At 61.6% G+C, this 14,316-nt stretch carries 12 protein-coding genes; 8 read left to right on the plus strand and 4 right to left on the minus strand.

Annotation, left to right across the window (positions count from 1 at the left end):
* Positions 1-13: 13 nt before the first annotated feature.
* From dcuC to I6L34_RS00785, 5 genes are all read left to right on the plus strand, one after another.
* A complete protein-coding gene (gene dcuC / locus I6L34_RS00765) occupies positions 14-1,366 on the plus strand; it encodes an anaerobic C4-dicarboxylate transporter DcuC (RefSeq protein ID WP_042055401.1) in 1,353 nt (450 codons plus the stop codon).
* Positions 1,367-1,457: 91 nt separating this feature from the next.
* Positions 1,458-3,104 carry a bifunctional UDP-sugar hydrolase/5'-nucleotidase gene (locus tag I6L34_RS00770; RefSeq protein WP_216955359.1) on the plus strand — a complete coding sequence of 549 codons (1,647 nt, stop codon included), beginning with the start codon at positions 1,458-1,460 and terminating at the stop codon, positions 3,102-3,104.
* A gap of 188 nt (positions 3,105-3,292) precedes the next feature.
* Positions 3,293-4,936 (plus strand): hypothetical protein, encoded by a 1,644-nt coding sequence (locus tag I6L34_RS00775; RefSeq protein ID WP_216955360.1) that lies wholly within the window; start codon positions 3,293-3,295, stop codon positions 4,934-4,936.
* Between the two features lie 144 nt (positions 4,937-5,080).
* Positions 5,081-5,584, plus strand: a complete 504-nt coding sequence (locus I6L34_RS00780) for a M48 family metallopeptidase (RefSeq protein ID WP_216955361.1) — start codon at positions 5,081-5,083, stop codon at positions 5,582-5,584.
* 26 nt (positions 5,585-5,610) lie between these two features.
* Positions 5,611-6,474 carry a DUF2927 domain-containing protein gene (locus tag I6L34_RS00785; RefSeq protein WP_216955362.1) on the plus strand — a complete coding sequence of 288 codons (864 nt, stop codon included), beginning with the start codon at positions 5,611-5,613 and terminating at the stop codon, positions 6,472-6,474.
* A gap of 173 nt (positions 6,475-6,647) precedes the next feature.
* Here the strand turns inward: I6L34_RS00785 and I6L34_RS00790 are convergent, their stop codons facing one another.
* Both I6L34_RS00790 and I6L34_RS00795 read right to left on the minus strand, forming a co-directional pair.
* The gene (locus I6L34_RS00790; protein ID WP_005333426.1) at positions 6,648-6,899 is read right to left on the minus strand and encodes a DinI family protein; all 252 of its coding nucleotides are present in this window, start codon (positions 6,897-6,899) and stop codon (positions 6,648-6,650) included.
* Between the two features lie 74 nt (positions 6,900-6,973).
* The gene (locus I6L34_RS00795) at positions 6,974-9,400 is read right to left on the minus strand and encodes a DNA polymerase II (protein ID WP_058056884.1); all 2,427 of its coding nucleotides are present in this window, start codon (positions 9,398-9,400) and stop codon (positions 6,974-6,976) included.
* Between the two features lie 166 nt (positions 9,401-9,566).
* Between I6L34_RS00795 and I6L34_RS00800 the strand changes: the two genes are divergently transcribed.
* From I6L34_RS00800 to I6L34_RS00810, 3 genes are all read left to right on the plus strand, one after another.
* A complete protein-coding gene (locus I6L34_RS00800; RefSeq protein ID WP_058056885.1) occupies positions 9,567-10,061 on the plus strand; it encodes a prolyl-tRNA synthetase associated domain-containing protein in 495 nt (164 codons plus the stop codon).
* Between the two features lie 263 nt (positions 10,062-10,324).
* Positions 10,325-11,563 (plus strand): GGDEF domain-containing protein, encoded by a 1,239-nt coding sequence (locus I6L34_RS00805; RefSeq protein ID WP_216955363.1) that lies wholly within the window; start codon positions 10,325-10,327, stop codon positions 11,561-11,563.
* Entirely contained in the window at positions 11,560-12,084 is a 525-nt protein-coding gene (locus tag I6L34_RS00810; RefSeq protein WP_058056887.1) for a GNAT family N-acetyltransferase, read from the plus strand. The genes I6L34_RS00805 and I6L34_RS00810 overlap by 4 nt, the downstream gene beginning before the upstream one ends.
* Before the next feature lie 60 nt (positions 12,085-12,144).
* On the opposite strand, the gene I6L34_RS00815 is transcribed toward I6L34_RS00810, so the two are convergent.
* Together I6L34_RS00815 and I6L34_RS00820 are read right to left on the minus strand one after the other, a co-directional pair.
* A complete protein-coding gene (locus I6L34_RS00815) occupies positions 12,145-13,005 on the minus strand; it encodes a PA4780 family RIO1-like protein kinase (RefSeq protein WP_058056888.1) in 861 nt (286 codons plus the stop codon).
* A gap of 195 nt (positions 13,006-13,200) precedes the next feature.
* A complete protein-coding gene (locus I6L34_RS00820) occupies positions 13,201-14,196 on the minus strand; it encodes a lipid A biosynthesis acyltransferase (protein WP_005360998.1) in 996 nt (331 codons plus the stop codon).
* Positions 14,197-14,316 lie beyond the last annotated feature (120 nt).

Genomic DNA, 14,316 nt, shown 5'->3' on the forward strand with positions numbered 1-14,316 from the left:
CAGAAGGCAACATATGCTGGAACTCATCGTTGGCACCCTGATCACCCTGGTGGTGGGCCGTGCCATTTTCAAAGGATACTCCGCGACCGGGGTGCTGCTGAGCGGCGGCTTGCTGCTGCTGGTCATCACCGCCATGATGGGCAAGCCGGTACTGCCGAGCAAGGTGGTCAGCACCGGTTATATCGCTACCGATATCTTCGAATACGTCCGCTTCCTGCTCAATGACCGTGGCGGTGGACTGGGGATGCTGATCATGGTGCTGTGCGGCTTCGCCGGCTACATGAGCCATATCGGCGCCAACACCATTCTGGTCAAGCTGGCCAGCAAACCGCTCGGCATCATCAAGTCCCCCTATATCCTGCTGGTGGCTGCCTATCTGGTGGCCTGCGCCATGTCGCTGGCGGTGAGCTCCGCTACCGGCCTCGGCGTGCTGCTGATGGCCACCCTGTTCCCGCTGATGGTCAACATGGGGATCTCCCGTGGCGCGGCTGCGGCCGTGTGCGCCTCGCCAGCCGCCATCATTCTGGCACCGACCTCAGGGGACGTGGTGATGGCCGCTCAGGCCGCCAACATGCCACTGCTGGATTTTGCCTTCAAGCTGACCCTGCCCATCTCGCTGGTGGCGATCGCCTGCATGGCGGTGACCCACTTCTTCTGGCAGCGCTACCTTGACCAAACATCCGGTGAACACAACGAGCCGGTCGCACCGGGTGATCTGGTGACGACTGCGCCAGCCTTCTACGCCATCCTGCCCTTTACCCCCATCATCGGGGTGCTGGTGTTTGACGGCAAATGGGGTCCGCAGCTGGATATCGTCACCATCATCGTCATGTGCATGGTGCTGGCCAGCCTGCTGGAACTCGTGCGTATCCGCAATGGCAAGGAGCTGCTGGACGGTCTGCAGGTCTGCTGGCGCAACATGGCTGACGCCTTTGCCGGTGTGGTCATGCTGCTGGTCGGTGCCGGCGTCTTCGCCCAGGGTCTGATGACCATCGGCTTTATCGACACCCTGCTGGCTCACGCTCAGGATCTCGGCTCCGGTGGCCTGATCATGATGCTGTCACTGGTGGTGATAACCACCCTGGCCGCCTTCACCACCGGCTCGGGCAATGCCCCCTTCTACGCCTTCGTAGAGCTGATCCCCAATCTGGCAAGCAGCCTTGGCATCAACCCGGCCTATCTGGTGATTCCCATGCTGCAAGCCTCCAACCTGGGTCGCACCATTTCTCCGGTCTCCGGGGTGGTGGTCGCCTGTGCCGGGATGGGCAAGCTCTCGCCGTTCGAAGTGGTCAAGCGCACCAGTATGCCGGTCGCCGTCGGCCTGCTGGTGGTGATCGTCGCCACCCAGATCATGGTTCCCGCCTGATCGCTGACCAGCCCGGCACCCTGCCGGGCTGGTATCCTCCCCCCCCTTTGCAGTAGACTCGGTGCTCATTTTCCCCCTAAGGAGGACCGAGATGAGTATTACGGTTCAACTTGCCCATTTCAGTGATTGCCACTCCCACTTCGATGGCGCGCCCATGAGCTTCTCCCCTGTCGGTGAAGGCCAGTGGCGCACCCAGTGCGGCGGTTATGCCCGGATCCTGACCCGACTGACCCAACTGCGTGCCAAAGCCGCAGCAGCCGGTCAGCGTTTTCTGTTTCTGCACGGTGGCGACTCCTTTCAGGGCTCGCTCTATTTCAACCGCTTCAAAGGTCGCGCCAACGCCGACCTGCTCGCCATGCTGGCCCCCGATGCCATGGTGCTCGGCAACCACGAGTTCGATCTGGGCAACGGCCCGCTGGTGGAGTTCTTGCGCCAGCTCGATTTTCCGGTGCTGGCCGCCAACCTGGACAACAGCCAGGAGCCAGCCGACACGCCGCTTGGGCTGTGGGATATCCCCCACCTCTACGACGCACATCAACCCTGGCATCGCCGGGTGATCGACGGGGTTCCCTTTGCGCTGATCGGCATCACCCTCGCCCAGATGGCCGCCATCGCCAACCCGGATCCCCACACCCGTTTCCACGCGGTAGCCGACACCCTCACCCGGGTGCTGCGGGAGATCAAGAGCGAAGGGATCCAGCATATCGTGCTGCTGAGCCACCTCGGGCTGGATCAGGACAAGCTGCTGGCCGAGCGTTTCCCCGAGCTCAGCCTCATCATCGGCGGCCACACCCACAGCCTGCTGGGGGATCTCGCCCCCCTCGGTCTGCCAAGCGAAGGCAGCTATCCCCTGATGAACAACGGGGTGGCCATTCTGCACGCCGGCCACAGTGCCCTCTGTCTCGGCGTATGCGAGCTCACCTTCGATGAGGCGGGCCGCGTCGTGCAGAGTCAGGGCCAGCTGGAGTGGCTCCCCTGGCAGCCCTGGCCGTTCGCCGCCACGCCGCCCGCTGGGCTTACCTTCTGCGAGCCGGACCCACAGCTTGAACAACATCTGGCCAAACGCTATCGGCCGGAAATTGAAACCATGAGTCAGCGCATCGTCACCCGACTGGAGGCGCCACTGCCCCATCAGCGGCTGCCGGATGCTACCCTGCCCCACGGCAGCCAACTCGCTCCGCTGGTGGCCCGCGCCATGCTGACTGCCGCCCGTGAACAGGTGGGTGAAGTGGACTTTGCCCTGCACAACGCCGGTGGGGTGCGCTGCTCGCTGGAGCCGGGCCCCTTGAGCGAAGCGGACATTGCCGGTCGCCTGCTGCCCTTTGCCATTCCGCTCACCCTCTATCGGGTACACGGTCACGAGCTGGCGGAAGCAATGGAAAATGCCATCGACAACGCCACCAACAACGGCGTGGTCGGTAATGGCAACGGCAGCTTCCCCTACACCGCGGGGGTGCGCTTCACCTATCAGGCCGATCGGCCCAAGGGTCAGCGCATCACCCGACTGGAGTGGGAAGCCGCCCCCGGCCAGTGGCAAGCGGTCAATGCCGAACAGGTCTATCGCGGAGTGTCGAGCGCCTATACCGCCTCCGGCAAGGAGGGCTACACCGCACTGGCGCGGACCCTGACCCAGCACAATCAGGAGCTCGGCATCACCCTGGCCGACGCCTTTATCCGCTGGGCTCGCCACCTGCCGACACTGGAAGCGCAGCCCCCCCTGATTGAGTACATCCATTGATGCAGAGGGGGGATGGCTTTGCCACATCCCCTGACGGCCAAAATTGCCGCAGCCAGCGCCCGGTTCCCTGCAAGAACCGGGCTTTTTCGAGAATATTTGCCCCACACGGGCCTGCCCCATTGCATCACACTCACTAGCTCGGCAAGATAGGCCCGCTTTCAAGACCAGCTGCAGGAACAGGCGACTTCATGAATCACTCCATCCGTTTCACTCCCCCCCGCGTCAATCCGGCCATCAAGCCCACCGCCATCTTGCTGACCGCGTTGCTGGCGCTGCTCTTCTGCCTGCGCAACCCGCTCGTTCATGCCATGGCGCCGGGGTTTGACGCCTCGCTCTTTGCCGTCATGGGCAAAATGTGGAGTGAAGGGGGGGTGCTCTATCGCGACATGATCGATATCAAAGGGCCGATGATCTTCGCCCTCGATGCGCTGGGGTATGGTCTGGGTGGATTTGCCGGGATCTGGGCGCTGGAGTGGGTGCTCTGCTGGCTCGGGCTGATGGCAAGCTGGCAGGCTTTCTCCCAGCTTGGCCTCTCGGTCAGGGCGCGCCTTGGCGCCATGCTGGCACTGCTGGCCCTCTACGGCACCCGTTACTACTACGGCAACATGACCGAGGACTGGACCTTCCACCTCGCCCTCATCGCCCAGTGGGCCTTCATTACCCTGCTGCTGGACAAGGGATTTCGCTGGTGGCCCGCGCTGGTGGCCGCCCTCACCTTTGCCGTCGTCGCCTGGATGCGCACCAACAACGGCGCCTTCTGGGGTGCCTGGTATCTGGTACTGTTCTGCCACTGGTGTCTGCACGAGAAGTGGCGTGACGCCATCTTGCTGCTCATCTCCAGTCTGCTGGGGCTGGCGCTGATTGGCGGCCCGCTTTACGCCTACTTCCAGCAGCATGATATGCTGGCGGCCTTCAAATACTACGCCTTCGACATCTTCTTCGAAGGGAGCTACGGCAACGGCTTCTCCCCCATGGTGGGTGCGGTGGGCCTGCTGCGCACCGGCCTCATCATGCTGCTGCCCGCCTTCATCATTCTGATGCTGAGCCGTCGTCAGGAGTGGTATCTGCCCGCCCTGCTGGCGACCCTGTTTGGGGTGCTGTTTACCCTGATCGCCAACTCGGTCTCCGGCCATGTGTTCGATCACTACGATGTGCTCTATCTGCAGCTAGCTCTGCTGCCGCTGGCGGTACTGCTGGATCGCAGCGAGCAGAAGGCCGATGCCCTCGGCCTACTCTGCATCTCGCTGGTGGTGCTGACCGCCAGCTGGCTGCTGGCCCAGCAGCTGGTCTTCGGCTGGAGCACCAAGGAGTGGTCCCTCGAGCGGGTTAACGAGGTGCTCGGCACCAGTCTGCTGTGGGCCCTGCCGGTACTCATTCTGGTACCCCTGTGGCGCGCCTGGGATGTGCGCAACGCCACTCCCTGGCTCGCCACCCTGGCCATGCTGCTGCTGATGATCAACAACGCCTGGGAAGGGACCCTCAAGGGGCGCCCCTTCAATCCGGCGGCGCAGGTGCGGGTCGATCGCATCAAGGCCGAGACCAGCCCGAGCGACAAGATCTGGGTCGATGGTATCCAGCCGCAATATTATCTCTGGACCGATCGCCAGCCGGCGTCCGCCTATCTCTTCTTTGCCAACGTCAATCCGCCCTATGACGTGCGCGAGCGGGTGCTGGCCGATATCCAGCGCCAGAGCCCGAAGTTCATCATCGCCAAGCCGGGTCGGGTGAGCGAAGAGCTGAAAAAACCGAGCTCGCCTTCCCATCTCGCCTTCTATCAATACCTGACCAGCCACTACGAAGAGGTGGATCCGGGTCTCTATCGCCGACGCTGATCGTCAATACGCCCCGCAGGGCGGCCATTGTTGCAATGGCCGCCCTTTTTCTTGCGCCAAAGCCCCTTGCAGCAGCGGCCCGCAGTAGGCAAGCCCGCCCGAGATAACTACAATGACGCTCTTTTTGATGTAACGAGTGACACCATGGCGGAACTGACTTATCTGGGCGGCTATCCAGACCCCCTCAAGGCACAGGTACAGCAGCTGATTGCGGCGGGCAAGCTGGGGGAGATGCTGGCCAAAAGCTATCCGGAGAGCCACCAGATCCAGAGCGACAAGGCGTTGCTCGCCTACACCATGGAGCTGAAGAACCGCTACCTCAAGAGCTCGGCGCCCCTGTCAAAGGTGGTGTTCGATGGCAAGATCAACGTGATCAAGGATGCCCTCGGTCTGCACACCTACGTCAGCCGGGTGCAGGGCAGCAAGCTCAAGGCCAAGAACGAGATCCGCATCGCCGCCCTGTTCAAGGAGGCGCCCCCCCCGTTTCTGAAAATGATCGTGGTGCACGAGCTGGCCCATATCAAAGAGAAGGATCACAACAAGAGCTTCTACCAGCTCTGCCAGCATATGGAGCCGGACTATCATCAACTGGAGTTTGATCTCAGGCTCTGGCTCACCTGGCGTGATATCGACAAGGCCAACCGCTAGGTAGACAACCGTTTCAGGGAGGAAACATGTCATTTGCCGCAACCCCCTTTGGTGCCACGCGCTTTATTGCCACTTTGGTAATGGCCAGCTTGGGCCGCGCTGCCCATCCCCGCCGCGCGTCACGTGGGCTGCTGGCGCTGCTGCTTCTGCTCGCTGGCCACAGTGCCCGTGCCGATGAGCGCTGGCAGAGCGACAGCTATCTCACCGAGAGCTTTATGACCATCGCCATGGAGCGGGAGTATGACGAAGCCAGGCAGACCCATTTTGCCCGCTGGCAGCAGCCGATCCGGCTGCAACTTATCAACGAATCGGGTGACAAGCCGCTGCAGGCCGACGTGGTGAAGGTACAGGCAGCCCATCTGGCCCGCATCACCGGCCACTCCATCAGCATGGTGGCCGCAAAGCCCAACCTCACCCTGATCATGACCGACTACAGCAAGATGAAGAGCTGGGCCAACCGCACCATGGGGGGGGATCCATCGGTCAAGATGGCGCTCAAGGAGGGGCTTTGCCTTGCCAACTTCGCAACCAATGCGAAACACGAGATCAGCCGTGCCACCATCATCATTCCGGTAGACTACAGCAGAGCCAAGGGGCGCTTTCTCGACTGCGTGGTGGAGGAGTTCACCCAGGTGATGGGGCTGCCCAACGACTCGGACAAGGTGTTTCCCTCCATCTTCAATGACAACAGCATCGACAGCTTTTTGACCGGGCTGGACTATGTGCTGCTCAAGATGGCCTATCACCCGGCCCTCAAAGCCGGAATGAGCAGTGACGAGATCCGCGCCGCACTGCCCATTGCGCTGGCCGACCTGCGCGCTAGGGGGGAGATCCGCGAAGCCAACCGCCGGGTGCAGCAGCAGAGCCTGAAAAGCTGGGCGGGGTTGTAACGGGCCAGGCTCAACCCAGAGCCAGACAAGCCACCGCGAACTCATCACCAACAAAAACGCAGCCACCTGGCTGCGTTTTTTGTTGTCCGGGGCTCTGCGAATCGTTAGCGGGCATGCCCGTTTATCAGCTACCCATTTATCCACCGCCCAGAATTATCCACTGACCATGGGGATCAGGAGGCGACGTTCTCTTCCGGCATCCAGCTCTCGGCGTTCTCCCACACCTCCTGCACCATGGCTTCGGCCAGCTCTTTGTCTTCCTTGCTGGCACGGCTGACGGTCAGGGCCATGGCACTGCCCGGCGCGACCCGCACATGGATGTCGGGGAATTTTTCGCCAAGCTGCTTGAGCAGCTCCTGACGCAGCGCCTCCATGGTCGAGGTCGGGATCTGATGTTTTCTGTCGATGATGATTTCAAGACGCATAGGAAACTTCTCCATGATTTGTAACTGTATTTTTATCCAGTATTTATGGGAAGTAAAGTGCCAACTTGCACCAATCAGAAAAGATCCAGCTGCTGACCACAGATCCGGTCGAACGACTCGCCGATAAAGGGCAGGATGGCATCGGCAATGGGCCGCAACTGCTTGTCGATATAGTGTTCGTAATCGATGGCGCTGCGCCGGTACTCCAGCGGTTCTGGGCCATTGAGGGTCATCAGATAGGCGATGGCGCCCCGATGCTGATAGCGCTGGGGCAGACCGCGGCGCAGGTTCTCCTCATCGGCCAGCCGCGCCGCCCGCACATGGGGCGGCACATTCTTCTGATACTCCTCCAGCTTCTGGCGCAGCCGTTTGCGGTAGATAAGCAGATCGTCGTGACGACCGGCGCGGGTCTCATCGACCATGGTGCGCACATAACCGCTGGGATCTTCATCGTGAAACACCAGCTCATAGAGGCGGGTCTGGAACTGCTTGGCCAGCATGGTCCAGTCGGTGCGCACCGATTCGAGCCCCTTGAACACCAGCTGTTCACTCCCCTCACTGGCCTTGCCAACCAGCCCCGCATAGCGCTTCTTGCTCCCCTTCTCCAAGCCGCGGATGGTGGGCATCAGAAAGCGGCGATAGTGGGTCTCGTACTGGATCTCGAGATAACTCGGCAGGTCGAACTCGCGCCTGATCAGTGCAGCCCAGTTATCGTTGATCATTTGAGCCAGTCGCTGGCCAATCTCGTCCGCCTCATCCGGGCTGGTCTCGCGCCCCAGATGGACAAAGGTGGAGTCAGTATCGCCATAGATCACCTCGAATCCCTTCGCCTCAATCCACTCGCGGGTCTGCTGCATGATGCTGTGGCCACGTAGGGTGATAGATGAGGCTAGGCGCGGATCATAGAAACGGCAGCCCCCCGACCCCAGCACGCCGTAGAAGGAGTTCATGATGATCTTGATGGCCTGGGAGAGCGCCTTGTTGCTGGCGGCCTTGGCCCGATCCCGCGCCGCCCACAGGGTGGCGATGAGATCCGGCAGGAAGTGCCGCTCGCGGGAGAACATGGCGCCGCGAAAGCCGGGAATCGCGTGCTCGGGATGCTGCAGCCCCTCGATGAGCCCCATGGGATCGATGCAGAAGGTGCGGATGATGCTGGGATAGAGGCTCTTGAAATCGAGCACCAGCACGTGGCGATAGAGGCCGGGTTTGGAGTCCATCACATAGCCGCCGGGGCTTGCGAGCCCCCCGTCGGCCGGCAGATTGGGGGCCACGTAGCCGCCACGATGGAGCCGCGGCAGATAGAGGTTGGTAAACGCCGCCACCGAGCCCCCCACCCGGTCCAGCTCAAGGCCGGTGAGTGAGGCACGCTCGATGGCAAAGGGGATGAGGTGGCAATAGTCGAAGATCTCCCACACCAGCTTGCAATCTTCCAGGTTGTAGCGGGCCAGCGCCTCCTTGTCGGAGTGGAACAGCTCGGTGATCTTCTCCCCCCGATTGGCCACATCCTCGATATCCTTACCGCGGCCAAGCAGCTCGCTCGCCACCGCATCCAGGCTGTAGCTGGCAAACTGCCAGGTGGCGCTCTTCAGCGTATCGATGCCATCCAGCACCATGCGCCCGGGAATGATGACGTTGCCAGTCTGGGGGTCGTTGCGCGATGAGCGCCAGAAGCAGAGCTCATGGCCGCGCCCCAGCCGCAGCCGCCGCTTGTTGAGCTCGGCGCGGCGCAGCAGCAGGCGAAAGTCAAAGTTAACCACGTTCCAACCGATGACCAGGTCGGGGTCATGCAGGCTGAACCAGCTCTCCAGCGCACTCAGCAGGGCGCTCTCGTCCGCCACCCACTCCACTCGAGTGCCCCAGCTCTCGGCATCCGCTTCCGGGGTGCCGATCATGATGACCCGCGCATCCTGTTCGCTGTAAAGACCGACCGAGAAGAGGGCCCCGTCCATGGCGCACTCCACGTCCAGCGACACCCAGGAGAGGGTTGGCGTCACCGCCTGCGGCGCGCAGCGCGCCTCGTTCACCTCCCAGTAGCCCTGCTTGCCCCCCTTTTTTACCGCCCGGCCATCGAAGCGCACGCCAGCGGTGATGAAACGCTCCATCAGAAACCGCTCCGGCAGCCGGATATCCGCCTCGAAGTGCTCCAGTCCGCGAATAAGCAACAGCTCGATGGCGCGGTGAAAGGCGCTCAGGGTGGCGAAATAGCAGCCCACCACAGGGCGACCGTCGAAGGTGTGCATTGGCAGGCGGCGAAACCGCCCGCTCACCCCGGCGCCTTTGAACAGCTCGGCGGCTTCTGCCATATGGCTCTGCGGCAGGAAGAACACCGGCTCCTGCCCCGGCACCACCACCCGCACCGGCCCCTGCGCGCTCCAGAGCCACATCACGATTTCGGTAGTTGCAGGCTGCCCGTTGCGACCGCGCACGTCCCGACCGTGGCGGGTCAGAATAAAACCGTCGAGGGGCGGAGTGGCGGGTACGGTGGGCTGGGTTGCAGTCATGAAGCGTAAAGGGGCTGTCCGAGAATGGGACTATTGTACGTTCATACAGTACCTGCTCGCAATCGTCACGCTGGCTGCGAGGCGGGAGTCAAACTGGTAAGCTCGATCCGGTCGTTATTCCCGCCCATCCCGTTCTGACCACTCTTCGCCGACGAAAGGAGTCTTTGTGGCAATCTATTCCCTGCTGGATCAGCTGGCTATCCCCTACCAGCGCTTTGACCATCCCCCGGTGTTTACCTGTGAGGAAGCGAGCAGGCTGCTGCCCGACCTGCCCGCCGCCAAGACCAAGAACCTCTTTTTGCGCGATCCGAAAAGCGAACGGCTGTTTCTGGTGGTGAGTCCGGAGGATCGCCGGGTCGATCTCAAGGCGCTGGCAGCCATGCTCGGCGTCAAGCGGCTGAGCTTTGGCTCCCCCGAGCGGCTCGATGCGGTGCTCGGCCTTACCCCGGGCTCGGTGACCCTGCTCGCCATGGTGCGCGACAGGGAAAAAGCGGTAGAGCTGGTGGTGGACGAGGCCATCTGGCAAGCCGAACAGATGCAGTGCCATCCGCTGGTCAACACCGCTACCCTGATCATCCGCCTCGACGACGTGCGCCGTCTGCTGACCCATCTGGGCCGGGAGGCCACCGTCATGCGCTTGCCTGCTACAACCTGCGATTAGCACAACGTCTGGCGGTTGGGTTCACCCTGCCGCCAACACAACCACCGTTCACACAGCACAATTGACTGACAAGACAATAAAATACCCCCTTGAGCTCTGATAAATCGAGTCAGCAGTTGCCATCGTGCAAGAAATCGGAGGTAAGCATATTCAGCCATTTAACCAATTGATAATAGGTTGGATTCATGTTGTGATCGGCCACTGCCAGCGGGCGATACCCCATCGCCTGTTCGTTCACAGGTGACTTCCCAGAGAGCCCCTTGATGCCAAGTCTGTTTTCCTCAGCCCAGTTGTTGAGTCTGGTGCTGTTCGTCACGCTGTCACATGTGGGGGTCGCCACCATTTTCGCCGCCATGTGGCACACCCATCGCCAGATCAGGGCATTGATCTACTGGTCAGCGGGGGAACTGGTTATCGCGGGGGCTTTTTGCTGCCTGCTGCTGCGCCCCCTTGAGGGAAATGCATCTCTTGCCAATATTCTCTGCACCAATCTGCTGTTGATGTCGGCCACCCTGCTCTATGAACGGGGGATGCGCCACTTCTTTCGCCGTGAAGCCGACCAACTGGGTTGGCTGCTGCCCACCGTTACTCTCGGTGGTTTCGTCCTGTTTGCCCTGACCGCCCTGCAGCAACCCCTCTTTGATGTGCACAGCCGGATCATCGTGCTCTCCGGCGTGCTCTCGCTGCAGATTGCGCTGCTTATCTGGCAGCTCTGGCGCTACCAGCGGCTGGCCCCTGTCTATCGGGTGCTGCGCTTTGCCATTCTGCTGCTCGGACTGCAACTGCTGTTGCAACTACTGCGGATCGCCAAACACATCTGGCAGCCGGAGCAGGCGGCCAACTCCTTCACCGATCCGCTGCTCGGGCCTGTGATCCTGCTCAGCCTGCTCTTTACCATCGCCCGCAGTTATCTGCTGCTGAGCCTGGTCCACACTCGCCAGCAGCAAGCCTTGCTGGCCACCCAGCGCAAGCTGGAGCGGCGCGCCAATCAGGACGAGCTGACCGGCCTGTTCAGCCGCCACTATTTCGAGCGCCAGGTGGCCCTGCGTGCCCGCAAGGTGAGGAGCCCCAGCCAGCTACTGCTGATCGATCTGGATAACTTCAAACAGATCAACGACCGCCACGGCCACCCCGCCGGTGATGCCATGCTGCGGGCCGTGGGTCGGGTGATCACCAATACCCTGCCTTCTGAGGGCATGGCCGGCCGGCTTGGCGGCGATGAGCTGGCCCTGCTGTTGATGGCGGACCCGCAGAACCTGCCCGACTACTGTCACAGCCTGCAACAGCAGATCGCCGAAGCGACCCGGGAGCTGGCCGGTGGCCCCATCAGCCTCAGCATCGGCCTCACCTCGCTGCACCCTGACGAGGGGTTTGAAGCGGCCTACCTGCGCGCGGATCAGGCCCTTTACGCCGCCAAACAGGCTGGGAGGCAACGGGCCTGCGTGCAGGAGCTCCACCACAACGAGCCGCAACCGCTGCCGCCCTGCGCGCTCCTGTCATGAGCGCAGTGCTCGCTCTGCAATGCCGACCGGCCAGGCTGGCAGATGCTCCGGCTTACCGGCGCTATGTTACCGAATGCGCCGAAGACGGACAGCCGCTCTATCAGGTGGCGCAATTTGACCCGGACGGCTGGCTACAGAGCCTGCTGGATCACGCCAAAGGGCGCAACTTGCCCAGTGGATACCTGCCGACCACCACCTATTTTGCCCTCGATGGCGAGGAGATCATCGCCACCCTGCGCCTGCGTCACGGTGACAATGAGGCAACCCGCCAGTGGCTGGGTCATATCGGTTACGAAACTCGCCCCTCTCGCCGTGGCGAAGGGGCCGCGACCGTGCTGCTGCGCTGGGTACAACAACAGGTGCTGGCAGCGCCGGTGCTGATCTGCTGTGACCAAGACAATCTGGCCTCCCGCAAGGTCATTACAGCAGCCGGTGGCGTGTGGCTGGGACGGCGCTTCCATCCGGGGGATCGCAACTGGCTGGAGATGTATCAACTAGCCCCCTGCCCCAGCCGACCATAGCCGCAGCAGTAATAAAAAGAGCGCCCCGAAGGCGCTCTTTTTGCGAACGTGGCAAGACCGTTAGTAGCTGTCTTCCTGCTCCGCCTTCATCCGGGCCTGACGGGCATAGGCCTCCTCCTCGGCGCTCTCGATCTCCTGCAGCACCGAATCGAGATCGATGGCGGCGCGGCTCTCTTCAAAGTGACCGGTCAGCTCGCTATCGGGGGTGAGTTTGCCATCTTCAAACAGCGCCCACATCTCCTGGGCATAACGGGTCTTGAGCAGCTCGGGGGCATACATGCCGTAGTAGTTGCGCATATTGTTGACGTCCCGCTCCAGCATCGCCTTGGCCTGGTTGTTGGCGGCGGCGTCCACCACCTGGGGCAGGTCGATAATGACGGGGCCCTGTTCATCCACCAGCACGTTGAACTCGGAAAGATCGCCGTGAATAAGACCGGCGCAGAGCATCCGCACCACGTAACGGATCACCTTGGCATGGTCGATGACCGCCTGCTCGGGGCTCAACGCCACATCGTTGAGGCGCGGCGCGACATTGCCATCCTCATCGGTGATAAGTTCCATCAAGAGGACGCCATCGAGGCAGACATAGGGCTGCGGCACCCGCACACCGGCCGCCGCCAGCTTGAACAGGGCGTCGACCTCGGTGTTCTGCCACACCTCTTCATGCTGTTTGCGGCCGTACTTGGAGCCCTTCTCCATGGCGCGGGCGCTGCGGCTGTTACGCACCTTGCGCCCCTCCTGATAGACCACGGCCTGCTTGAAGCTGCGCTTGGACGCCTCTTTATAGACTTTGGCGCAGCGGATCTCGCCGCCGCAGCGCACCACATAGACGTCGGCCTCTTTGCCGCTCATCAACCGGCTGACGACCTCATCGACCAGGCCGTCATCAACCAGAGGTTGGATTCGATTTGGAATTTTCATGGCCGCCCTTTTACCCTATTTCCGCTCTCGAAGATAGCTCCGCGCACGCTCACCTGCCTCTCCCTTTCATAAGACACCCTGTTATCCCCTGTTTGCGCTGTTTTTGTCCACCCGTTCGCCTTAAAAACCACCAGCAGCAGACCAAATACGAAAGGCTTCTGTGCCCACAAAAATGGCCCGCAAGCGGGCCAATTTTCAAGGTTCGGGCGGCAAGCCCTGACGAATGCGCTGGATCCCCGCTTCATAAAGGCCGTCATCCCCCTCCTGATGCTCCAGGGTTTCGAAGATCTTGAGAAACCACATGTACTGCTCGGGATGGCGCGCCACCTGCATCTCTACCACCCGGTTCATGGCATTGACGTCTGCCAGCAGATCGGCGGTGGGATAAGGGTCAAACGGCGGCTCGATCTCCAGCAGATAGCGTCCCTCATCCTCGTCATAGCTGGCGAAGATGGGCACGGCCCTGGCGCCAGTCAGCTTCACCAGCTTGGGCAGCGCGGGCAGGGTTGCCTTGGGGCGACCAAAGAAGGGAACAAACACGCTCGCCTCGCGGCCGTGATCCTGATCCGGCAGGTAGAAAAAACTGGCACCAGCCCGGATCGACTTGATCGCCGGCTTGATCCCGGCGCTGCGCTCGTACACCTTGCCCCCTTTGGCCCGCTCGCGGTTGATGTACCAGTCGAACACCTGATCTTTCGGGCTCTTCATCATGGTGCACATCTCGATCCCCATCATGGAGAAGTAGCGGCCAATCATGTCGACCGCCCAGGTATGAGGCACCACCAGGATCACCGGGCGGCCCGCAGCCTGCTCCGCTTGCACATGCTCCCAGCCGGTGACCTTGATGCGGCGGGTCAGCCGCGCCTTGCTGCGCCAGCTGAGCTCGCCAAAGCCCATAAAGGTCTTGAGCCCGACCCGGATCGATTTGAGTAGCAGCGCCTGCCGTGCAGCGGCATCCAGCTCGGGAAAGCAGATCTTGAGGTTGGTATCTGCGATATAGGCCTGCTTTTTCGAAAAACGCAGCAGGGTCGGTGAGACCAGATCGGCAAAGCGATCCCTCAGTCTCGCGGGGGTAAATGCCAGCAGGGAGAGCAGGCCCAGCGCGCACCAGCTGCCCCACCATTTGGGATGCAGCAGGCGACTATGAAATGAGGTATCAAATACCGGATCTAACGCAGACATGGCGACCATCAAGTCATCAAAAACAAACGGTTATTGTAGTTATCCTGACATTTTTTTCTACCCTGGGGAGGCTGGCCATCGACCTGCAAGGCACTGATCAGACTAGTTATCATAAAAAATGGCCCACCT

Origin of the sequence: Aeromonas sp. FDAARGOS 1404 (genome assembly GCF_019047085.1) — a bacterium.
Taxonomy (GTDB): Bacteria; Pseudomonadota; Gammaproteobacteria; order Enterobacterales; family Aeromonadaceae; genus Aeromonas; species Aeromonas veronii.